Raw genomic sequence first — 22,163 nt, 5'->3', positions numbered from 1 at the left:
AAGGCGTTACCACAAAAGTAACGCCTTAACTCATTGACTAATTTATCTTACTTTTAGCGCATAATTATTGATAATTCTGCACTGCCACTCACCTTACCCGCCACATTATTACCACGAGAATAAAGCTCATACACTAGCTCATTATTAAAGCTAACATTGGTTTGCAGTGCGGTAATTTTAGCTAAATCAATCGGCTTCTGATCTAAGGTAATCGGTGTTTTATTACCATTCACCATGACGTACATTTTGACATACGCACCGGCTTGCTGTTGAGCATTCAATAAGTTCACTTCCAGATTATTGCCTGCGTAATATTGCGGTTTCACATTGCCTGATAACGAAATCGTCGCTGCGACCTTATTCACGATTTGATCGCACTGCACTGACATGTTGTTTCGCATAGTCGAAAGCAACTCATTACTTTTGCTACTCGCGCTGTGAGAACCAAAATTCACATAAGATGGTGTATTTAAAGTGCAAGTTAGCCCTGATACCGTCACGATAATATTTTCCGCTTTGGAGACGATTTGCCTCGCCGTCGTTCCATTTCTAGGATTTTGAATAACAATCCCAATATCATCCGCTAATCGATAAGTTCCATTGCGCTGATTACCTGTACCATAAATCAACATACGCCCTGTCGCAGTAACGGAATGGCGTATTGCTGGTGTTGGAGTACTTTGGCTCGGTGACCAAAGACACCCTCCCGTACCGAGCTGTTCATTCGTGCCCGAACCCCATCCATTAAAATGGCCTGTAATAGTGTCAATGTAAGTATTCAGTAGTGACTGCCTTCTTTCATCAACAAACACAAATTCGGGTACCATGATCATATCACCACCCGCAATAGGCATCCCTCTGACACCATCAATATTGGTGACTAACCCTCCACCATCAACACAGTAATTTATGATCCCATTAAAGTTATTATAAAACTGTACATAGTGAAAATTGGCAGTTTCCCCCCAAGATGGTGCACTTGTCGTTCCCGTTAGCGAGGTATTATATTCACCATAAACACCAATCAATCCACGCCCATTCATAACCGTCACTGTTTTTGCAAAGCTGGGTGCACTCGCCATAAAAACGAGCAAACCGCTCAGTAGTACGCTTTTCCATCCCACAAATGTCTTTTTCTTGATTACATTGGTTTTCATAAAATATTCATCCGATTAGTGGCATGACAAGGTTAAATTACGTAATGACGAATAGGCATTTTCTGTGGATTTATCCATACTAAAAGGCGCTTCACAGCGCTCAGAACCACTTTTGCCCCATTTGATAACTATCTGCCCTGACTCTGGCAATCCACTTAAATAAACGCGTCCGTTATCACTTACAATGCCTGAAATGATGGCATCATCTGTATTATCATCTTGGTGCAACGAGGCGATTGCGCCCATTGGAACATTGTTCGGTTGCTGCAAAGTGATCATCGCTTGATACCCTTTTAAGGTTTTAAAGTTCGCTCTCACGATTGCCCCTTTAGTTGGGTAAAGGTTCAGCGCATTCTCTTTGCTTTCAACGTTCTCAGGTAATGTATTCACATCCAAATTTGCAATATTTTGCGTATAGTCTGATAAATGCGGAATAATACCGTAACCATTGGCATCGATAACCGTTGAGCCATTATTCACCTTAGTTCCCGCTGCATCTGGGGCATAAACTATGGCTGCCGAATTACCTAAATACTGACTTAGCAAAACACCACCTGAATGGATAACTATTCCACCTGATGCATTGGTATACATCATTTGGCTATCACGGCCATAGCTATATCCACCGCCGTAATACCCTTTACTGCCTTGATAGCCCACATTCACCGAGCTTGTCATTTTTTGATCGCGATTATCGCCACTTTCAGCCAGCTGATAACTCAGCTTGTTATCTAATAACTGGCCATTAATACCAACCTGCTGGTAAGTGCGCCCTGAATTATCATGGCTCACTTGGAACGTACTATTAATGTTCTCAATATTCTTGTGTTCACTGAAAATACTGAATGGAATACTCATATTCACACTAACTTGCTTATTTTCAGGCCAATTTCCATTACCTTCGGTACGGCTAATGCTGTAATCAATGCCATAGTTGATACCACGATAAAAACCGTTATAACCAATGCCTAGCGTCGTTACTGTGTCAGATTTACCCCAATAATCACTGCGCATTCCGCGTAAATAGATAGAACCCCATTTACCCAGAGATTGGTTAATATAGGTTTGGAAACTGCTACGCTGGCGACCATTAAGCCACGGTGCAACGTTCTCTTTTAACTGATAACCCACTTGGTTGAAATCCGCAAAACTGTAGTATTCTTTCGTTGAGTAGCGCAGTGCGGTTAAATCAACGGATGTGCCACTTTCTGATAAGTTTTTAGAATAGCGAACACGAAGAGATTGCCCTTGCTTACTTTCATGATTAATTGAGGCTTGTGCGTGGGTAATATCCATGGAAAGCGCACCAAAACTACCGAGTGAAATCCCAGTTCCAACCATTCCGCTCCAATAATGATTTGCCCCGAGTAAACCTGTATACAGAGTGATTGCCTTCGGTAAACCATAGATCAGCGTTCCCATAATAAATTGCTGCTCTTTAGAACCATCCGTGAGCCCTCCATCATATTTACCCGCAGCAACTTCATATTTAACTCCACCAGCGCGTTGCATGACGGGTAATGAAGAAAATGCCTGAGTGAATACTCGGGTTGTTCCATCTTCCTCTTGAACTGAAACCTCTAAGTCCCCTGCCGTTCCTGTTGGATAAATATCATTGATGACAAAAGGCCCTGGAGCCACATAGGTTTGATAAATAATGTTGCCATTTTGTCTGATGATGATCCGCGAGTTAGACATGGCAACACCGCGAATTTCTGGCGCAAATCCACGATCCCCTTTGGACAGCATGAGTTCATTCGATAACAAGCGAACACCTTTAAATGGAACGCTATCAAAGACATCGCTGAGAGTACTGGTTTCCCCAATCACTAACTCAGAATCTAAACGCTGAATGTCCCGTGAAACCGTTGTGCGCGAAAACTCGCTTTCCCGATGACTGGTGCTGTAGCCATTGCTCTTGGATTTGTTTTCCATATACAGAAAATTTGAACGCAAGCGCCACGCCGCCAAGTTAAAACCACCGCTAATATTGGCATACAACGAATCATTGGTATTTTTACCACTTGCACTAGAGCCACTGTGCTTTTGTTTACTGCCATTGATTTGATAATTAAACAAAAACGCAGTAATCCCTTGGTCCAATAAACTCGGGTCTATCGCACCACGCGCTTTATGACGCATAGCGACTTGAGGAATATTGATATTGAGATCCAACTTAGATACATCAAACTGAACTTGAGAATCTGGTAGAACCGCCTCTAAAGACGCGATCGGTTCATCTTTTGGTAAGGATCTTAATGTTGGAATACTCTCAACATTAACGCCATATTCATCCAATAATGCTGGCGTAATTTCCGGCACGATATTTCCCGCCGCATCCGCAGAAAAATAGATCTCTTTTTGCCCTTGATCTTCTTTGTTGATCCTCAGCGTAACCACATAACGCCCCGCCGTTACCGATTCAGAGCGCGTAAATGCAGATAAATCAATGCTATCTATGCTAGTTCCTTCAGGTAGATTTAAGAGTGTTGGATCAAAATAAGGTTCTGCCGCCGCATTTCCCATGGATAAACAGCATGCAAGAGCCAAAGCAATTGGAGAAACGGTAAAAGCGCCATCACGCATTTTAGCTTTCATTCTCGCCCCTCACTTCAACCTTTGTCGGTATGCTGTATTCGTTCAACACACGCCATGAGATCGTACCTGATACATTTTTTTCGAGAAAAATAACTTGTTGCCCAAAAGGGGCAATTCCATGAGTGAATTTTTCTACTGGCACCTCATAATCCCCCACTGACAGACTGGCTAATGTCATAGAGAGTGGCGTTGGATTAGTAATCGTGATTTTTCTACCTTGCGCGGTGACGCCTAACTTTGCGGTTTGAGCATCTAAACGCAATTCTTCAATTTGTTTCGGGCGATACAACATTTTTAAATAAATAGTTGGCGCCAAAATAAATTGTGATGAGGCCTTATCATTCGCACTAGATTCTGGGATCACTTTCAGTGCAACGTAGAAAACAGTTTCTCTGTCGGTAGCGAGTTTTCCATCATTAACACGCTGAATACGCCAGTTAAAACGCTCATTGATATCTAATTTATGTAATGGCGGCGTAATCAAAAAAGCCTCATGACTTTCCCCTTGATGTTCAGTCAAAGGTAAACCCGTTTGAAGATCCGTCGGTACAACCTGCGCCTGGATCAATGCCGCTTTTGAGGTGCCATTTTGTAGACCCGCAGAGATCCCTTTGGTATTACTTTCCAAATAGACCAAACGTTCAGGTGAAAAATGAAAACCTTCATTTGTCTCTGAGGCAAATGCAGGGCTTAGCCCCATCATCAAAACCCATCCACACAGCAATTTCATTACTGACATAACAGCCCCTTATTCTCCTTCACCGAACCGGAGTAAGGTGCAGTGTCACCACCGTAATCATTGATGGCTTGCCAACGCATCGGCGTTTGTACAGAAATGGATTCTGAAATCGCCAATGTCTGCTGACTAAACGGCGCCACCATCGTGCCAGCTAACTGAGCAAATACTTGATGACCCACTTTGACTTCGCTGAGCGTAATAAAATAAGGGGAGTGATTCGCAACACATAAACCTTTCGGCAATGTGTGAAATTGCAAATTAGCAACGGCAGCATCTGGCGACTGAGTAAATTTAACGGGACGATAAAATAGCTTAATGACTAAGCGAGTACCGATAGATAATTGCGCCGCTGCATTTTCTGTTAATTCAGGAGAAACACCCGGAATAGCAATCGCGCTAAAATAGAAAACTGACTCTCTATCTTGAGGCAATGATTCTGGAGAGCTTTGTAATAAGACTTTCATCGTTTGCTGTTTATTCGCATCTAAACGATATAAAGGTGGAATAACAGAAAACAGTGGCGATTCTTGAGTGCCCGTTGGTGTATTAAATACACCGGACTGAATTAAATAAATGTCATCACTGTCATTGGTTAATGCCACTGATTGCTGAGTGTCGGAATCACTCCAAATAATACGACTTTTTTCTAGACGTAATCCCGCTTGTGCTGAATTAACGTTAATGCTAATTAACAGCACCAATAAATGAGAAATAAAAAATAATGCACCTGTTTTCTTAAACATTTTTGAAAGTATTCCGTTATTTTTATTATGAATAGATTTATCACTCAATAAACGGCTCAATAAGCTAAAACGGTAAACATCATGGTGGCTTTAAATGTGCCTAATTGAATTTTCTGAACGTTTTGACAATTTCCACATGAAAGTGCCGTGACCACTGTAATTTGACTTCCTTGATTACTGGTCGTAGACAAATCCCAAACTGAATCTCCACTGACCTTATTTTTTCCATCTGCTTTTAATCGAATCCCCACACCGCCTGAAGAGCCACTTTCCTTAAACAAGGCTTCCCCGTTCATGACTTGACTAGGGCCAGTCACAATGACTTTGCTACCATTTAATGTTCCCAGTCCTGAGCAGTTAGCTAAGGTTAAAATAACATTACGATTCAGAGCGGTACTGGTACCTAAGTCATTATCAACAATGGTTTGAGGTTTCACTTTTCCATAAGCCACCACACTTTCGGAGAGGTTTACATCGCACGTTCTGCGATATAAATGCGCATCAAAGTTAATGCTCACCGAATTTGAAGCCGCAAACAGTTCCCCTGTAAAAATAAACAATAAAGCCATGAGAAAATATGAATATTTGTTCATATCGCCTCCATTTATGGCATCACGACAGTAAATAAAATGGCTGCTTTCACGGCACCTGCGGTGACGGTGTTATTACCAACTTGGCGAATAAAACCTACCGTAAAAGGTTTTTCTCCATCATTAGCCCCTGCGGGTAGGAGCACCGAATCACCATTAACGACTGTTTTTCCTGCATTGTAATAACCAGAAAGCTCCTTCACCGCGCCATCTTTCAGCATAAAACCAACGCCTTTGGCGCCTTTTGGATCAGCTGTTAAAAACAAATTGGTATCGGCAGCTGTATTCCCTGTCACTTTTATTTCAGGGCGAGCATTGGTTTCATAGCCCGTACATTTATACGACAAGCTTAATAGCTGGATATCTACCGCATCATTCGCCGCAAATTCGCCCACAGAAGGACGCCGTTTGAATTCTATCAACGAAGGGCTAATCGCAATATCACACTCTCCTGCATTGTCAATTTCTGCGGTCAACTCTAAGGTATTCGCTGCATTCACTTCAGGTATCGCCACAATGGAATATATCCCAGCGAAAAGCACCCATCGATACTGTCCTAATTTAAGGTTGTGAATACTCACTTCGTCCCCCAAGATCATTGATGACAGCCCAGACTTTTTTGCCTTTTTTCACCGGGGTTGGGTAATCCATACTGCTAAAAGGCGCTATCATGGTGTTATTCATTTCAGGGTTTAACGTCACCGCTTTTCCCCCCACACTCAATGATGACAATGTGATGTAATACGGCGATGGATTAATCACTTTTATTCCGCTCGCTGTCTCTTCAAATGTCAGGCTGCTTTGAGCTTGATCTACGGTTAACGTCAGGTTTTTAGGGCGATAGAAAACTTTAATCACGCTCTCTAATGCAATTTTCACTTCACCTTTCATCGCTGCATTCTGCTGCCCAGCATTCTTTTCACTTGCCGCAATGGCTCTAGCATGAAAATAAAAAACAGATTCCCTATCTTTCGGTAATGCAGATGCTCCAGCACCTTCCACTAAGCGAACATCGCGCTGTTGTTTTGATGCGAGATAGAACATAGGAGGAAGCACATCTAAAGTTTGGTCTTGAGCCGTACCTTTGGCGGTTTTTGTCAGATAAACCTGAACCAAATATTCTTCCTTCTCTGTACTATTGCGCAGAGTGACAGGGACTGACTGATTGCCTTGGTTGAAAATGACTCGAGTGGCATTGATACCGACGCCAGCCGCAGACGCTGTTCCTACTTGAATAAAAAACAGGGTTGCAAAAACAGGGAGAGTACGAAGTAAATTTAATAATTTCATGTTTTACCTTCTCGTGATGCGTTAAAAAGTGAAATGGCAGAAACCTGCCATTTCACAACAAACTTACTCGTAGCTTACAGAGAAAGTAATCGGCGCTTCGATACGCTGTGAAGCGGGTTTGATCACAGTTGAGTTCAATGCCACATTCATTGGGATCACAGCAGAACCGCCTTCAGCCAGAGACTTAATGCTGCTTAATTGAACGTTTGTATTTGGCTTTACTTCTTTACCGTCAGCAGTCACTGCCACACCAACAGTTCCTTTTTCAACATTGTTAAATAAAGAAGTATTCGCTGCTAAAGCAGTACCTTTCGCATACATTTGTACGAATTTACCACTTTCACCATCAAACTCTTGGCTACAGTTAGATAAGCTCATATCAAAATTATGAGTGCTACCTGCAATCGTTCCGATATTTTCAATATCTGAAGAGATAAAAGTCCCTAAATCGATATTGGTATTTGTGACGCTTAAATCACATGTTGCAGCAGCAATATTTCCAGTCACTGTTACTTGTGCGTTCGTTGCAGACATTGCTGCACCTGAAAAACCTAAGCCAGCAGCGATAGATAATACGATCAGATTTTTTTTATTAATTAACATAGTAAACCCTTATTAATAGATAATATAAAATTGAGATAAATATATTTTTATCAAAACAAAACCGAGATGACTTTATTAAAAAATAACAAGCCAAATAGAAAAATTTAATTTTTCTAAAAAAAAATAAGGCGTGTTTTATAAAAATTAATTCTTGCTTGTTATTTCACAAGCATACTACTTGAATATCCTTACTCGGTATACGCACCTCAGGAGTCGCATCAGTAACAATCTGTAAATTGCCATTTCATAATAAGACCCCAAAAATACACCTATGATTAGTAAATTTAATTGAGAATTTTAACTTTACCTCACTTTTGATTACATTAAACTCACAAAAACAACCTAAATAAATCATACTTGTAATTTTTGCGTTTGGATAAATGAAAATTATTCTCATTAAAATAATCAGAGAAATATACCAAACATCACGTATACGTGAATTTGACTAAGTTATTTTTTTCTCCAAGCAAAAAAATAAAAAATAAAATATCAACCCAAAATTCGAGTTAATATTAATTCTTTTTTTTTACATTTTTAAATAAATAAGAAATCATGATGAAAAGATAATTACAATGAAATTAATTTTTACAAATAACGAAATTTTTATTTTTCAAAATAAAAATAAATTTAACTTTAATCATAAAAATAAAATTAAAAATGAAAAATTAGTTTAGGATAAGAATAAAGACCCAGTATTTAACTAGGTCTTTATTTGTCGAGAAAAGGTATGTTTTTATCTTTAAAGAAGGGAATTAGCTCAAATCAAAAAGGCATCACCTGATAATGCACTAATAGCCAAATTGTCACATAGGCAAATATGGCAGCAATAATGTCATCAATCATAATGCCAAAGCCGCCACTGACTCGGCGATCAAAGATACGGATTGGCCAAGGTTTCCACATGTCGTAAACACGGAAAATCAAAAAGCCAGTGAGAACCCACTGGATACTCACCACTGGGATCGCCATTAACGTGATCCACATACCAATAAACTCATCCCAAACAATGCTGCCATGGTCATGAATTTTCATATCATCGGAAGTGCGTTGGCAGATCCAACATCCAAACCAGAATCCAACGACAATAATAACCCAGAGGCTCCAAACAGGGAGTTTGTCCATTAGCAACCAAAATGGAATAGCGGCTAATGAGCCCATTGTGCCGGGAACAATTGGCGATAAACCACTTCCGAACCCCGTCGCTAGCAGGTGCCACGGATTACGCATATTCAATCGTTTTTTTGCTGCTGCTTTTTCTTGAGCGGTCGCCATGGACATTTTCCTAAACAAAATGATCGAAGCCCTTGAGGTCAACCTCAACAGCTTGGTTATCACAAAAATAACTGATCCCTTCAGATTGAGGCTTGATTTGGCCAATACAGGTAAAACCTGATCCCGTATGAGCAAGCGCCACTTCTAAGGCTCCCCGATTCATTTCAGGTACCGTAAAGCATAGCTCATAGTCTTCACCACCACTTAGCGACCAAATCCTTGCTTGCTCCACAGAACAGTTCTGCTTCAACGCATCGGACTGTGGTAGCGCATCGAGATTGATTCGCGCCCCGCAACCGCTCGCTTTTAATATATGGTTGAGATCGGACACTAACCCATCAGAGATATCAATCGCAGATGAAGCCAAATTGCGTAAAGCCTGCCCCTGCAAAATACGCGGTTGTGGGCGTAAATGACGCTCAATCAACCACTCCTTATGCTCTAGGCTTTCAGGATGTAGTCTATTTTGCAGTATCGCAAGCCCCGCAGCACTGTCTCCCAACGTGCCCGTCACGTAAATCCAATCGCCATTACGTGCACCAGAGCGAGATAACGCTTTGCCTGTCGGCACAAGACCATGAACAGTATAGGTTAAGCTCATTGGTCCACGGGTCGTGTCTCCCCCAATCAGCTGCATTCCGTAGTAATTCAGTTGTTCAAACAACATATCGCTAAAAGATTGCAACCACTCATGGTTTACGCTCGGTAGGGTAATAGCTAAAGAGACCCAAGCAGGATCAGCGCCCATCGCAGCAAGATCACTTAAGTTTGAAGCTAGGGATTTATAGGCAAGGTCAGCGGGAGAGATATCGGGTAGAAAATGAATACCGGAAACTAGGGTGTCGGTACTCACAGCAAGTTGCTGTTTTTCAGGGATAGTCATTAGCGCACAATCATCGCCAATACCGATATTAACATCACGTCGGTTTATAGGTTGGCGATTAAAAAAACGTGCGATGAGGTCAAATTCGCCATATGACATGGTAGATTTTCCATTTTCGCTATGCCTAGCTCGTCAATAAACTGAAAAGCCAGACATAAGTACTAGGATAGACTGGAACCCAGCCTACCCATTATGACTTACGTATTACAGGAGGGAACCTGATTAAGTTTATTTCTTACGACGTACCGCTGGCGCTGCTTTATCCAACACACCGTTGACAAATTTATGGCTATCTTCAGCACCAAAAACTTTAGCCAATTCAATACCTTCGTTGATAGCAACTTTGAAAGGTACATCTTCTCTATAGCTTAGTTCATACATTGCTACACGTAAAATCGCTTTCTCCACTTGACCTAACTCTTCTAACTGACGAGATAAGTAAGGTGACATTAATTGGTCCAGCTTTGTAGCATTGTTTGCAATACCAGAAATCAGCTCACGGAAATAGGTTACGTCAACGTCAGACATGTCCTGTTCAGCGATAAACTCATATTCTACGTCGGCAATAGGATTACCGGATAATTGCCATGAATAGATGGCCTGTACAGCACACTCACGAGCGCGGCGACGAGCAGCAGGTTTCACAAGATTCCCCTTAAATAAAAAAAACTACACAGCATATCTCGAACTCACAGAGCCCGAGATATGGCGCGCATTATTTGCCTTTTACAGCTTTAATCACATTAATCATTTCGAGAGCGGTCAGTGCAGCTTCTGCACCTTTGTTACCCGCTTTAGTACCAGCACGCTCAATGGCTTGCTCGATATTTTCAGTGGTTAATACACCGAAAGTCACAGGAACTTCGCTATTTAATGCAACATGAGACAGACCTGAGCTGCACTCACCCGCAACAAATTCAAAGTGGGCAGTACCGCCACGAATAACAGTACCTAATGCGATAACTGCATCATATTTTTTGGTTTCAACCAATGCTTTCACGGTCAGTGGTAATTCATAAGCACCTGGCACCCAAACAACGGTGATGTTATCTTGAGCAACTTGGCCAATACGCTCTAACGCGTCAACAGCACCGTCCAGCAGGCTATCATTAATAAAGTTGTTAAAACGAGCGATAGCGATAGCAACACGCGCTTTTGGCGCAGCAACAACACCTTTGATTACGTTCATAATCTTCCTCAAATATTAATTACAACCCGCGGGGCGCGGATTTTATCACATTCTTTAGGTAACCGTACGAGTGAATTTCAGCAAACCGCTAAAAAAACACATTTACCATACAGGCCGTAACCTGACGCGAAGGTCATTTCCGACTTTTTCAACATCAGTAAATTCAAATTGAGGCGCATCTGATAATGCGCTTAATTCAGGGAGACTCACTAACCCACGCGCAGTATCCCCAAGTAATTTCGGTGCGATATAGACGATCAATTCGTCGACTAAACCGAGTTTTAATAACGAACCTGCAAGCTTAGCGCCCGCCTCTACCCAAATACTATTCACATTACGTTTCGCTAATTGCATCATCAAAATCACTAAGTCGATGCCATTATCATCAGCAGGAATAGCAAGCTGTTCGACATTCCCCTGCCATTTTTCTGTGGTATCCGGCGTTGGGCGAATTAGCCAGCATTCACCGTCTAGCTGCGTCACTTTATGTTCGGGTTTCACGCGATTGTGTCTATCTAACACGATACGAATAGGTTGGCGCAGCGTTTCTTCTGGGTATTGCGCTTGAACATCCGCAGGTAATTCGTTCCAGCGCACTGTTAAAGCAGGGTCATCAGCAAGCACGGTATTACTGGTACTTAAAATAGCGCTGGCTTGAGCACGTAGAACTTGAACATCTTTACGCGCCGCAGGGCTAGTAATCCACTTGCTTTCCCCATTCGCTAATGCGGTTTTGCCATCTAGTGATGCGGCAAGTTTTAATTGAATATAAGGGAATGCGGTACGCATACGTTTTAAAAAGCCGCGGTTTATTGCTTCGGCTTCTTCCAACAGAATATTGCTGCCAGTTTCTATTCCCGCTTGGGATAGCATAAATAAGCCGCGGCCAGCCACTTGAGGGTTTGGGTCTTGCATTGCAGCGACGACACGGGTGATCCCCGCATTAATTAACGCCTCAGCACAAGGTGGGGTGCGACCGTGATGGCTACAAGGCTCAAGAGTCACGTAAGCTGTCGCGCCTTTCGCTTTATCACCCGCCATTCGAAGCGCATGGACTTCCGCATGCGGCTCTCCTGCTTTTTGATGATAACCTTCGCCGACAATTTCACCTTCGCGCACAATCACGCAGCCCACATTTGGGTTCGGTGATGTAGTAAAACGCCCTTTTTTTGCCAATTCAAAGGCTCGGGCCATGTAGATATGGTCTTGTTCAAGCATCGGTATTAGTCCTGTAACTTGGCAATTTCTTCGCCAAATTCACGTACATCTTCAAAACTACGATAGACCGAAGCAAAGCGAATGTAAGCCACTTTATCGAGTTTTTTGAGTTCATCCATCACCAAATTACCAATTAACTTCGAGGGAACTTCGCGTTCGCCAGTCGCTCGTAGGTGGGATTTAATAGAAATTATGGCTTGATCGATAGCATCAGAACTGACAGGGCGTTTTTCTAGGGCTTTCAACATGCCTCTGTTGAGCTTTTCTTCATCGAAAGGCTCGCGAATGTCATCACTTTTAATTACCCGAGGCATAACAAGTTCCGCCACTTCAAATGTAGTGAAGCGTTCATGGCAAACCAAACACTGGCGGCGCCTGCGCACTTGTGAGCCTTCACCAACCAGACGCGAGTCAATCACTTTCGTATCTACAGCTGAGCAAAATGGGCAATGCATAGGAATTCCTGATTCTATTTTTGTAGGGTAGATAGTGTAACTCAGACCTGAAATGAAAAACACCCTGAGGATTATTTATCCGCAGGGTGTTTATGATACACGAGTGTCTGTATTCGTTATGGTAATAAAGACTCTTGATCTGCGCCTTCTTTCTCGACTTTCGCCTGAATTAAGTGCTCACGCTTCATACCCATCTTCAGTGCTAATGCAGAAGCCACATAGATAGATGAAATCGTACCAATCGTCACACCGATTAACATAACCAGTGAGAAGCCTTCTAACATCGCGCCACCAAACAGATACAGCATCAGAACCACTAATAATGTCGTTGCTGATGTCATGATGGTACGGCTCAATGTTTGGGTCAAAGAGACGTTCATGATTTCGTAAGGTGTACCGCGACGGATCTTACGGAAGTTTTCACGGATACGGTCAGATACCACGATACTATCGTTAAGGGAGTAACCGATAACTGACATCAATGACGCCACGATAGTCATATCAATCTCAATGTGGAATAGAGACAGAATACCTAAAGTGATCACCACGTCATGAGCCAATGCCAATACGGCACCTGCCGCTAAACGCCATTCAAAACGGAAGCCAACGTAAATCAGGATACAGATAAGCGCTGTTAATAACGCTAATGCCCCTGTTTGTGCTAACTCAGCACCTACGCTTGGTCCCACGAATTCAATACGCTTAACCGTCGCTTGCTCATCAACGTTTTTATTGATGATAGTAATGATCTCTTTACCGACTTCTTGACCCGCTACGCCTTCAACTGGCGGTAAACGGATCATGATGTCTCGGCTGCTACCAAAATTCTGAATTAATGGATCTTTATGGTTCGTGTTAGACAGGCTATCACGAATTTTATCCAAATCAGCAGGCTGACTAAGGTTGATTTCAATGACGGTACCGCCCGTAAAATCGAGTCCCCAGTTAAAACCTTTAACACCGATAATCACACAAGAAGCGATCAGTAAAATGATAGAAATGCTAAAGGCAACGTTGTCCCAGCGCATAAAGTCATAGACTTTACGACCATAGTTCAATTGTTCAACAGTATAATCCTGTGCCACAACGTGCTCCTTAAATTGACAGCTTGTTAATACGTTTACCGCCGTATAGCAGGTTCACGATTGCACGTGTACCAACAATAGCTGTAAACATAGAGGTTGCGACACCAATCGCTGTCGTAATCGCAAAGCCTTTAATCGAACCAGTACCCACTGCATACAGAATTATTGCGGTGATTAAGGTCGTTAAGTTTGCATCGGTAATACTTGAGAAGGCGCCTTTATACCCTTCGTGGATCGCTTGTTGCACTGAGCGTCCGTTACGAAGTTCTTCTTTAATACGTTCGTTTATGAGAACGTTGGCATCGACGGCAACCGCAAGGGTTAGGACGATACCGGCAATACCAGGCATAGTCAGTGTCGCCCCTGGTAACAGAGACATCACACCCACGATTAAGACCAAGTTAGCCATCAGAGCACTACTCGCAATCAGACCAAATTTACGATAGTAAATAATCATAAACAGGATAGAGGCTAACAGACCCGCGATACAGGCTTTCAGACCTTGCTCGATGTTTTGCATACCCAATGTTGGACCGATAGTACGTTCTTCAACAATTTGGATTGGCGCAATCAGAGCACCAGCACGCAGCAGTAAAGATAATTGACGCGCTTCGTTCGCGTTATCAATTCCCGTAATACGGAATTTGCTACCGAAACGAGCTTGGATACGCGCGGCGTTAATCACTTTTTCATCTTTAACTAAAATCGCACGACCTGCGGCATCTTTTTTACCACTGTCTTTGTATTCAACAAACAGGGTTGCCATCAGCTTGTCTTGGTTGTCACGAGTAAAGTCAGACATGATTGAGCCACCGGCACTATCAAGGCTAATACTCACTTGCGGATAACCATTTTCATCGGTTTCAGATGTAGAATCAGTAATATGGTCGCCCGTTAAGACAACACGCTTATACAGCACATAAGGCACGCCATTACGGTCTGATTTAAGCTCTGAGTCACCTGGGATACGGCCACTTTCAGCTGCTGCGCTATCTACGCCAGTATTCACTAAGCGGAATTCTAAGGTTGCAGTCGCACCTAAAATTTCTTTCGCACGAGCAGTATCTTGGATACCCGGTAATTCAACAACAATGCGATCCGCACCTTGGCGTTGAACCAGTGGTTCAGCAACACCTAATTGGTTAACACGGTTACGGATGATTGTGATGTTTTGAGAGACGGCATAGTTACGCGCTTCACGTAAGCGCTCATCAGTCATAACAGCAATCATGGTGTTATCGCTGCCGTCAGAAAACACTAAGTCTGGGTATTTACGCGCCAGTGTTTTCTCAGCAAGACTGCGATCGTCAGCGTTACGGAAGCGAACTTCGACGCTGTAATCACTGCCTTTACGAATAGAAGAGTACGCAATACCTGCTTGGCGCAAGTCATTACGCAAACCATCCATGTTTTGTTCCTGCAATTTACCTAATGCAGTGTCCATATCAACTTCCATCAGGAAGTGAACCCCACCACGTAAGTCCAGACCCAGCTTCATCGGTTCACCACCGAGAGCTTCAAGCCATTTTGGTGTAGCAGGTGCAAGGTTTAATGCAACAACATACTGGTCACCCAGTGCGTTCATGATGACTTCACGAGCACGTAACTGAACGTCAGAGTTGTTGAAACGGGCTAAAATTGCCCCATTTTCGAGAGCAACAGATTTGCTCTGAATTTTGTCTGTTTCTAAAGCTTTTTGGACTTGGATCAGCGTTTGTTCATTGGCGGCGGTTCCCCGCACGCCAGTGATCTGAACAGCCGGATCCTCACCATATAGGTTTGGAAGTGCATACAGCAAACCGATGAGGATCGCAGCGATCAACATCAGATACTTCCATAAAGGATAACGGTTTAGCACGGCAGTTCCCTTCGGGAAAATTCAGAATTAGATTGCTTTCATTGTGCCTTTAGGTAGAACAGCAGCAACGAAATCACGTTTGATAGTTACTTCAGTGTTCTCACTCAGTTCAAGAACAACATAACCTGTTTCAGACACTTTAGTCACACGACCGATTAAACCACCAGTGGTTAAAACTTCGTCACCCTTAGCGATTGATTCCATCAGTTTACGGTGATCTTTAGCACGTTTTTGCTGTGGACGCAGGATCATGAAATAGAAAATCAGCGCGAAAACAACCAGCATAATAATCAGAGAGTACGGGCTACCTTGAGCGGGTGCGCCTGCTGATGCCGCTGCTTCAGAAATAAAAAAACTCATTCAACTTTCCTCATTGTTATTGAAAGCAATTTCAAACTTACACTTTAACTAGTTCAAGTTACATAAAATACATCAAACCATCATGTAACTAGAACCAAAAACTATAATTTGCACTAAATAATTCTTTTGGCTGATGCCAATAACCACAATCAGCTGCAAGAACGAAGGGTACAGCCCGATATGCTACACAGTTCGGGCTAACTTCGCACTTTAAATTCACTCTCTATTTAATGAAGGCTGGGCTTTGCCAATCTTCTGATAGAAATCCGCAGCAAACTGCTCAAAATTACCCGTTTCAATCGCTTGGCGAATACCCGCCATCAAGCGTTGATAGTAACGTAAATTATGGATGGTATTGAGTCGTGCACCCAAAATTTCATTACAACGGTCAAGATGATGCAAATACGCGCGGCTGTAATGACGACAAGTATAGCAGTCACACTCTGCATCGAGAGGTGATGTGTCTGACTTATACTTCGCATTACGGATTTTTACCACGCCGTTGGTGACAAATAAATGCCCGTTACGTGCATTTCGTGTCGGCATCACACAGTCAAACATATCGATACCACGACGTACACCTTCCACTAAATCTTCCGGCTTACCAACGCCCATTAGGTAACGTGGTTTTTCTGCCGGAATTTGCGGGCATACATGCTCTAAAATACGGTGCATATCTTCTTTTGGTTCGCCGACTGCTAAGCCGCCTACAGCGTACCCATCAAAGCCAATTTCCACCAGCCCTTTCACAGAGATATCACGTAAATCTTCGTAAACACTGCCTTGGATAATCCCGAACAGCGCATTTTTATTGTTCAATTCATCAAAACGCTGACGGCTACGCGCAGCCCAACGTAATGACATTTCCATTGATGTCTTTGCGTAATCCCAATCTGCTGGGTACGGCGTACATTCGTCGAAAATCATCACGATATCGGAACCGAGGTCATACTGAATTTCCATCGATTTTTCGGGGCTTAAGAAGACTTTTTCACCATTAATTGGATTACGGAAATGAACGCCTTCTTCTTTAATTTTACGCATTGCACCAAGGCTAAAGACTTGGAAGCCACCTGAGTCCGTTAAGATAGGACCTTGCCATTGCATAAAGTCGTGCAGGTCACCATGTAATTTCATGATTTCTTGACCCGGACGTAGCCATAAATGGAAGGTATTACCCAGTAAAATTTGAGCACCGGTTTCTTTCACTTCTTCAGGAGTCATTCCCTTAACCGTGCCGTAAGTTCCTACTGGCATGAACGCCGGAGTTTCTACCACGCCGCGTTCAAAAATCAGGCGACCACGACGCGCATTGCCGTCGGTTGTCTGTAATTCATATTTCACGTTTTATCTCCTAGCATCAGAAAAACAGTCTGGTGCTATTGGTTACTGAATCTAAGCAAGCAGCTACGCCGCCACTTATTCTTGTTCTGCCGAGCCGACTTGCTCAAAACGAGCATTGGCGTTTGGCGTAATAAACATGGCATCACCATAGCTAAAGAAACGGTATTTTTGCTCAACAGCTTCTTTATAGGCTTGCATGGTGTTTTGATATCCCGCAAACGCAGAGACCAGCATAATTAATGTGGATTCTGGCAAGTGGAAGTTAGTGATCAAGGCATCAATCACTTGATATTCATAACCCGGATAAATAAATATCTGGGTATCGTCAAAGAATGGAGCAATTAAAGCGTTTTCGCTGGCTTTCGCGGCACTTTCGAGTGAACGAACTGACGTTGTTCCCACTGCAATCACACGATTTCCACGTGCTTTACACGCCAACACGGCATCGACCACCTCTTGCGGAACTTCTGCATATTCAGAGTGCATAATATGGTCTTCGATGGAATCAACACGCACCGGTTGGAACGTTCCCGCCCCGACATGCAATGTCACAAATGCCATCTCAACGCCTTTTTGGCGTAATGCTTCTAATAAAGGCTCATCAAAGTGTAAACCCGCTGTTGGTGCAGCAACCGCTCCCGGACGCTGGCTATACACGGTTTGATACAGCTCTTTGTCAGACTCTTCATCTGGACGGTCGATATACGGCGGTAATGGCATGTGACCAATTTGGTTAAGAATACTTAATACATCGCGCGCATCATCAAAACGTAGCTCAAACAGAGCACCGTGACGAGCGACCATCGTCGCATTCACACTTTCATCTTCACCCAGTAGCAGCGCTGCACCTTCTTTTGGTGCTTTAGAGGCTCTAACATGAGCCAAAACACGATGTTCATCGAGCATACGCTCAATCAAAACCTCAATTTTACCGCCGCTCGCTTTACGACCGAACAATCTAGCAGGGATCACGCGAGTGTTGTTGAACACCAGCAAATCCCCTGGCTCCAATTTTTCAAGAATATCGGTAAACACACCATGCGTGAGCTGTCCCGTGGCACCATCAAGACCAAGTAAGCGACATGAGCTACGCTCAGCCTGAGGATAGTGGGCAATAAGTTCTTCTGGTAATTCAAAAGTAAAATCGGATACACGCATTGTATTGACATCAATCTAAAAAAATAAGGCGACTAGTCTAGTGCTGCACTGCCTTTGGCGCAAGAAATAAGCGCTATTTTGTATAAAAAAACACCAATATTCTGCAAATATTTTCAGAAACCGCACGGAATGTGTCGGCTGCCTTTTTTCTTTCATTTTTTCGTTTCTGACATTTTTCGTTTATAGTACCGACATGAACTATCTTGCTCATCTTCATCTTGCCCATCTTGCCAAAAGCTCCCTATTGGGAAATATGATGGCAGACTACGTACGCGGTAATCCTGCGGGAGCTTATTCCCCTGAAATTGTTGCAGGGATCCGCATGCACAGAGCTGTAGATAGAACCACAGATACCCATCCGCTCGTGAAACAAGCTCGTCAGCTATTTCGCGAAGAATACCGCCGAGTCGCACCGATCACCTTGGATTTAGTCTGGGATCATTTTCTTTCTCTGCATTGGGAGCGTCTCGTTCCCTCGCATTCACTCTCTGATTTTGTGCATTTTGCCAGGAAAACCATTGAACCGGATTTATGTCATACCCCTGAAAAATTTCAGGAGTTAAATGAGTATCTCTGGCCTCAACAATGGTTGACCCGATACGCAGAAAAAGCGTATATCGGTAAGTCACTTAATGGTATGGCAAGGCGCCGCCCAAAACTCGCGGCTCTAAGTGGCTCATTCGATGATTTTCTGCTTAATTATCTAGAACTTGAACATATTTTCTTTCAGTTTTATCCACAAATGATTGAGACGGCAAAACAGCAACTTTTTGCCCAAGAGTTCACATTACGTGCATCCGAATAAATTAAAACTTGCACTTTAATGGAATAAAACTATCTTATTGATATTAATCTGCCAAATTGATACCATTGATAGGTAAAAGCTATCATATCAATTGGTTTTAATGTCTTTATTCTCCAAGGATAAAACCTTATCCTTAGGTTATATTTATCCGCATGCCCCATTTCGATTGCGGAGATAGAAACCCTTAAAACTCATAGGAGTACATTATGGTTCTGGTTACACGTCAAGCCCCTGACTTTACTGCTGCAGCTGTTCTTGGTAATGGTGAAATCGTTGAAAACTTCAACCTGAAAAAACACCTGAACGGTCGCCCAGCTGTGATCTTCTTCTGGCCAATGGACTTCACTTTTGTATGTCCTTCAGAACTGATTGCATTCGACCATCGCTATGAAGAATTCAAAAAACGCGGCGTAGAAATCGTTGGTGTTTCTTTCGACTCAGAATTCGTTCATAACGCATGGCGTAAAACTCCTGTTGATAACGGCGGTATCGGTGAAGTTAAATATCCGATGGTTGCTGATATCAAACGCGACATCATGAAAGCTTACGGCATCGAGCACCCTGAAGCGGGCGTTGCTCTGCGTGGTTCTTTCTTAGTAGACAAAAATGGTGTTGTTCGTCACCAAGTGGTTAACGACCTGCCATTAGGCCGTAACATCGACGAAATGCTGCGTATGGTTGACGCGCTGCAATTCCACGAAGAGCACGGTGATGTTTGCCCAGCTCAGTGGGAAAAAGGTAAAGAAGGCATGAACGCATCTCCAAAAGGCGTTGCTGCTTACCTGACTAAGAACGCAACTGGTCTGTAATTTGACCTGTTAAGTTTTCAAGTGCCGGCTTAATGCCGGCATTTTTGTATCTATACCTATCTGAAATTTTTTTCCTACCGCGTTAACACTTTTTCACTTTTGTTATTCAACCCCTCAAACCATTCATGCTATATCTGGATGATACAAATATTTAACAAATTATTTATTTGTATTACATCTACGCGTTACTTCCTCATTCAATCGGGAGATACCAATGATAAAAAATGTATGGCGCCCTTCTTTACTACTGATTTCGTTGCTGACTTCAAGTCAACTTTATGCCGCTTCGGAACCTGCCGTTGAAGCAACAAAAGGCATGGTTGTCTCCTCTCAACACCTTGCTTCACAAATTGGTGCTGACATTTTAAAAGCCGGAGGAAATGCGGTTGATGCGGCAGTGGCTGTGGGTTATGCCCAAGCCGTTGTTAACCCTTGCTGTGGCAATATTGGTGGTGGTGGTTTTATGACACTGCACCTTGCGGATGGCAAAGATATCTTCATTAACTTCCGAGAAACCGCTCCAAAAGCGGCCAGCGCCGATATGTATTTAGATAAAGACGGCAAACTTATCAAAGATGCCAGCTTATATGGCTACCTCGCATCGGGTGTACCAGGTACAGTGAAAGGCTTAGATTATGCCCTTGAAAAATACGGTACCATGAGCCGCCAGCAAGTAATGGCACCCGCGATTAAACTAGCTCGAGAAGGCTTTGTCCTAACCCGTGGCGATACCGATGTACTGGACACCACGACCGAGCGCTTCAAGCAAGACCCCGAAGTGGCTAGGATATTCTTAAAACCGGATGGAAGTGCTTATCAACCAGGGGACTTGCTAGTACAAACCGATTTGGCAAACACACTGGAAAAAATCGCCAATAAAGGCCCCGTTGCATTCTATGAAGGGGATATTCCTAAAATCGTAGAAGCCGCATCGAAGAAAAATGGCGGGATCCTAACAGCTCAAGACTTTGCTGATTACTCCATCTCAGATACCACTCCCGTTAGCTGTACCTACCGTGGTTACAAATTTATCTCTGCCCCACCACCAAGTTCGGGCGGCGTCACTATCTGCGAAACCCTCAATATTTTAGAAGGTTATGATCTCAAAGAGATGGGTTTCAACTCGGCTGAATACATTCATACGCTGACAGAGGCGATGCGCCACGCTTATATGGATCGCAATACATTCTTAGGCGACCCTGCATTTGTAGATAACCCGACAGATAAGCTGCTCAGCAAACAGTACGCCGCTGATCTGCGCAAAGAAATTGTGCCAAATAAAGCGACACCGTCCACTGAAGTTCAACCGGGAATAGGACCTCACGAAAAACCAGAAACGACCCACTATTCAGTCGTAGATGATAAAGGCAATGCCGTTTCAACCACTTATACAATTAATGGTCGATTTGGCTCTGTGGTGATCCCACCAGGTACAGGTTTCTTCCTGAATGATGAAATGGATGATTTCACCACCAAAGTTGGCGAGAAAAATCTGTATGGGTTAGTGCAAGGGGAAAGAAACTCTATCGCCCCCGGTAAGCGCCCACTATCATCAATGAGCCCGACAATTGTCACTAAAGACGGCAAAGTCTTCTTAGTACTCGGCTCTCCGGGAGGCTCAAGGATCATTTCAATTACCTTGCAAACTGCACTAAACATTATTGACCACGGCATGCCGCCACAAGAGGCGGTAAATGCCCCTCGCATTCACCATCAATGGCTACCTGACGAGGTTTATTATGAGCAACGCGGTGTGTCTAAAGACAGTTTAGCGTTACTCGATAAGATGGGTTATAAAATGGTAGAGCAGACCCCATGGGGCGCTGCTGAGCTAATTATGATCGGTATTCCTGACGGTGCGGGTGTGAGTGCGAAATCTTCCGGCAACGACTCTGCCGTTTCTGGCAAAGTCCGTGAAGGCTTTATTTACGGATCTAACGATGTTCGCCGCCCTGCGGGCAGTGCGGTGGGTGTGAATTAGTTAGTCGATAACTAAAATGAAAAATG

22 protein-coding genes are annotated in these 22,163 nt (G+C 43.2%); 3 read left to right on the top strand and 19 right to left on the bottom strand.

The window, feature by feature from the left end; translation table 11 throughout:
* Positions 1-53: 53 nt before the first annotated feature.
* The 19 genes from ACY3ZI_RS03870 to queA form a co-directional block, all read right to left on the bottom strand.
* Positions 54-1,157 (bottom strand): hypothetical protein, encoded by a 1,104-nt coding sequence (locus ACY3ZI_RS03870; protein WP_487376011.1) that lies wholly within the window; start codon positions 1,155-1,157, stop codon positions 54-56.
* Positions 1,158-1,172: 15 nt separating this feature from the next.
* Positions 1,173-3,755, bottom strand: a complete 2,583-nt coding sequence (locus tag ACY3ZI_RS03865) for a fimbria/pilus outer membrane usher protein (protein WP_487376009.1) — start codon at positions 3,753-3,755, stop codon at positions 1,173-1,175.
* Entirely contained in the window at positions 3,745-4,494 is a 750-nt protein-coding gene (locus tag ACY3ZI_RS03860; RefSeq protein WP_211886646.1) for a fimbrial biogenesis chaperone, read from the bottom strand. The genes ACY3ZI_RS03865 and ACY3ZI_RS03860 overlap by 11 nt, the downstream gene beginning before the upstream one ends.
* A complete protein-coding gene (locus tag ACY3ZI_RS03855; protein ID WP_487376007.1) occupies positions 4,485-5,237 on the bottom strand; it encodes a fimbrial biogenesis chaperone in 753 nt (250 codons plus the stop codon). The genes ACY3ZI_RS03860 and ACY3ZI_RS03855 overlap by 10 nt, the downstream gene beginning before the upstream one ends.
* A gap of 56 nt (positions 5,238-5,293) precedes the next feature.
* Positions 5,294-5,830 carry a fimbrial protein gene (locus ACY3ZI_RS03850; protein ID WP_249215465.1) on the bottom strand — a complete coding sequence of 179 codons (537 nt, stop codon included), beginning with the start codon at positions 5,828-5,830 and terminating at the stop codon, positions 5,294-5,296.
* A gap of 11 nt (positions 5,831-5,841) precedes the next feature.
* The gene (locus ACY3ZI_RS03845; RefSeq protein WP_336431242.1) at positions 5,842-6,408 is read right to left on the bottom strand and encodes a fimbrial protein; all 567 of its coding nucleotides are present in this window, start codon (positions 6,406-6,408) and stop codon (positions 5,842-5,844) included.
* Complete coding sequence (locus ACY3ZI_RS03840; RefSeq protein ID WP_487376004.1) at positions 6,389-7,117, bottom strand: fimbrial biogenesis chaperone; 729 nt, start codon at positions 7,115-7,117, stop codon at positions 6,389-6,391. Before ACY3ZI_RS03840 ends, ACY3ZI_RS03845 begins: the two co-directional genes overlap by 20 nt.
* Before the next feature lie 63 nt (positions 7,118-7,180).
* Positions 7,181-7,720 (bottom strand): fimbrial protein, encoded by a 540-nt coding sequence (locus ACY3ZI_RS03835; protein ID WP_211886654.1) that lies wholly within the window; start codon positions 7,718-7,720, stop codon positions 7,181-7,183.
* 762 nt (positions 7,721-8,482) lie between these two features.
* On the bottom strand, positions 8,483-8,992 hold the full coding sequence (gene pgpA, locus ACY3ZI_RS03830; protein ID WP_211886656.1) for a phosphatidylglycerophosphatase A: 510 nt from the start codon (positions 8,990-8,992) through the stop codon (positions 8,483-8,485).
* Positions 8,993-9,002: 10 nt separating this feature from the next.
* Positions 9,003-9,974, bottom strand: a complete 972-nt coding sequence (thiL, locus tag ACY3ZI_RS03825; protein ID WP_211886658.1) for a thiamine-phosphate kinase — start codon at positions 9,972-9,974, stop codon at positions 9,003-9,005.
* A gap of 129 nt (positions 9,975-10,103) precedes the next feature.
* Positions 10,104-10,520, bottom strand: a complete 417-nt coding sequence (gene nusB, locus ACY3ZI_RS03820; RefSeq protein ID WP_036953841.1) for a transcription antitermination factor NusB — start codon at positions 10,518-10,520, stop codon at positions 10,104-10,106.
* Between the two features lie 70 nt (positions 10,521-10,590).
* Positions 10,591-11,064, bottom strand: coding sequence for a 6,7-dimethyl-8-ribityllumazine synthase (gene ribH / locus ACY3ZI_RS03815; RefSeq protein ID WP_036953837.1), 474 nt, complete (start codon positions 11,062-11,064; stop codon positions 10,591-10,593).
* A 102-nt stretch (positions 11,065-11,166) separates the two neighbouring features.
* Positions 11,167-12,282: a bifunctional diaminohydroxyphosphoribosylaminopyrimidine deaminase/5-amino-6-(5-phosphoribosylamino)uracil reductase RibD gene (ribD, locus tag ACY3ZI_RS03810; protein ID WP_487376000.1), complete on the bottom strand. Its 1,116-nt coding sequence runs from the start codon at positions 12,280-12,282 to the stop codon at positions 11,167-11,169.
* Between the two features lie 5 nt (positions 12,283-12,287).
* The gene (gene nrdR / locus ACY3ZI_RS03805) at positions 12,288-12,737 is read right to left on the bottom strand and encodes a transcriptional regulator NrdR (RefSeq protein ID WP_006662792.1); all 450 of its coding nucleotides are present in this window, start codon (positions 12,735-12,737) and stop codon (positions 12,288-12,290) included.
* A gap of 116 nt (positions 12,738-12,853) precedes the next feature.
* Positions 12,854-13,822, bottom strand: a complete 969-nt coding sequence (secF, locus tag ACY3ZI_RS03800) for a protein translocase subunit SecF (protein ID WP_132496178.1) — start codon at positions 13,820-13,822, stop codon at positions 12,854-12,856.
* A 10-nt stretch (positions 13,823-13,832) separates the two neighbouring features.
* A complete protein-coding gene (gene secD / locus ACY3ZI_RS03795) occupies positions 13,833-15,680 on the bottom strand; it encodes a protein translocase subunit SecD (protein WP_211886662.1) in 1,848 nt (615 codons plus the stop codon).
* Positions 15,681-15,707: 27 nt separating this feature from the next.
* On the bottom strand, positions 15,708-16,040 hold the full coding sequence (yajC, locus tag ACY3ZI_RS03790) for a preprotein translocase subunit YajC (protein ID WP_006657183.1): 333 nt from the start codon (positions 16,038-16,040) through the stop codon (positions 15,708-15,710).
* A gap of 216 nt (positions 16,041-16,256) precedes the next feature.
* Positions 16,257-17,384 (bottom strand): tRNA guanosine(34) transglycosylase Tgt, encoded by a 1,128-nt coding sequence (tgt, locus tag ACY3ZI_RS03785; RefSeq protein WP_487375998.1) that lies wholly within the window; start codon positions 17,382-17,384, stop codon positions 16,257-16,259.
* Between the two features lie 75 nt (positions 17,385-17,459).
* Positions 17,460-18,542 carry a tRNA preQ1(34) S-adenosylmethionine ribosyltransferase-isomerase QueA gene (queA, locus tag ACY3ZI_RS03780; protein WP_132496176.1) on the bottom strand — a complete coding sequence of 361 codons (1,083 nt, stop codon included), beginning with the start codon at positions 18,540-18,542 and terminating at the stop codon, positions 17,460-17,462.
* A gap of 193 nt (positions 18,543-18,735) precedes the next feature.
* On the opposite strand from queA, the gene ACY3ZI_RS03775 reads away from it, so the two are divergent.
* The 3 genes from ACY3ZI_RS03775 to ggt all read left to right on the top strand — a co-directional run bounded on the left by ACY3ZI_RS03775 (position 18,736) and on the right by ggt (position 22,137).
* Positions 18,736-19,347, top strand: a complete 612-nt coding sequence (locus tag ACY3ZI_RS03775; protein WP_211886665.1) for an acyl carrier protein phosphodiesterase — start codon at positions 18,736-18,738, stop codon at positions 19,345-19,347.
* Positions 19,348-19,553: 206 nt separating this feature from the next.
* Positions 19,554-20,156 (top strand): peroxiredoxin C, encoded by a 603-nt coding sequence (locus ACY3ZI_RS03770; RefSeq protein WP_036953813.1) that lies wholly within the window; start codon positions 19,554-19,556, stop codon positions 20,154-20,156.
* Between the two features lie 214 nt (positions 20,157-20,370).
* Positions 20,371-22,137 carry a gamma-glutamyltransferase gene (ggt, locus tag ACY3ZI_RS03765; RefSeq protein ID WP_211886667.1) on the top strand — a complete coding sequence of 589 codons (1,767 nt, stop codon included), beginning with the start codon at positions 20,371-20,373 and terminating at the stop codon, positions 22,135-22,137.
* Positions 22,138-22,163 lie beyond the last annotated feature (26 nt).

The organism is Providencia sp. LY12, from assembly GCF_057621555.1.
Note: the sequence above shows the minus strand (reverse complement) of the source record. Positions and strands in the feature narration are given on the sequence as shown.

Coding starts and splice junctions, on each gene's coding strand:
- ribD (WP_487376000.1), bottom strand. CDS start 12,282: ATGCTTGAACAAGACCATATCTACATGGCCCGAGCCTTTGAATTGGCA.
- ACY3ZI_RS03870 (WP_487376011.1), bottom strand. CDS start 1,157: ATGAAAACCAATGTAATCAAGAAAAAGACATTTGTGGGATGGAAAAGC.
- ACY3ZI_RS03775 (WP_211886665.1), top strand. CDS start 18,736: ATGAACTATCTTGCTCATCTTCATCTTGCCCATCTTGCCAAAAGCTCC.
- thiL (WP_211886658.1), bottom strand. CDS start 9,974: ATGTCATATGGCGAATTTGACCTCATCGCACGTTTTTTTAATCGCCAA.
- ggt (WP_211886667.1), top strand. CDS start 20,371: ATGATAAAAAATGTATGGCGCCCTTCTTTACTACTGATTTCGTTGCTG.
- queA (WP_132496176.1), bottom strand. CDS start 18,542: ATGCGTGTATCCGATTTTACTTTTGAATTACCAGAAGAACTTATTGCC.
- ACY3ZI_RS03840 (WP_487376004.1), bottom strand. CDS start 7,117: ATGAAATTATTAAATTTACTTCGTACTCTCCCTGTTTTTGCAACCCTG.
- yajC (WP_006657183.1), bottom strand. CDS start 16,040: ATGAGTTTTTTTATTTCTGAAGCAGCGGCATCAGCAGGCGCACCCGCT.
- ribH (WP_036953837.1), bottom strand. CDS start 11,064: ATGAACGTAATCAAAGGTGTTGTTGCTGCGCCAAAAGCGCGTGTTGCT.
- nrdR (WP_006662792.1), bottom strand. CDS start 12,737: ATGCATTGCCCATTTTGCTCAGCTGTAGATACGAAAGTGATTGACTCG.
- ACY3ZI_RS03860 (WP_211886646.1), bottom strand. CDS start 4,494: ATGTCAGTAATGAAATTGCTGTGTGGATGGGTTTTGATGATGGGGCTA.
- ACY3ZI_RS03770 (WP_036953813.1), top strand. CDS start 19,554: ATGGTTCTGGTTACACGTCAAGCCCCTGACTTTACTGCTGCAGCTGTT.
- ACY3ZI_RS03850 (WP_249215465.1), bottom strand. CDS start 5,830: ATGAACAAATATTCATATTTTCTCATGGCTTTATTGTTTATTTTTACA.
- pgpA (WP_211886656.1), bottom strand. CDS start 8,992: ATGGCGACCGCTCAAGAAAAAGCAGCAGCAAAAAAACGATTGAATATG.
- ACY3ZI_RS03865 (WP_487376009.1), bottom strand. CDS start 3,755: ATGAAAGCTAAAATGCGTGATGGCGCTTTTACCGTTTCTCCAATTGCT.
- ACY3ZI_RS03855 (WP_487376007.1), bottom strand. CDS start 5,237: ATGTTTAAGAAAACAGGTGCATTATTTTTTATTTCTCATTTATTGGTG.
- ACY3ZI_RS03835 (WP_211886654.1), bottom strand. CDS start 7,720: ATGTTAATTAATAAAAAAAATCTGATCGTATTATCTATCGCTGCTGGC.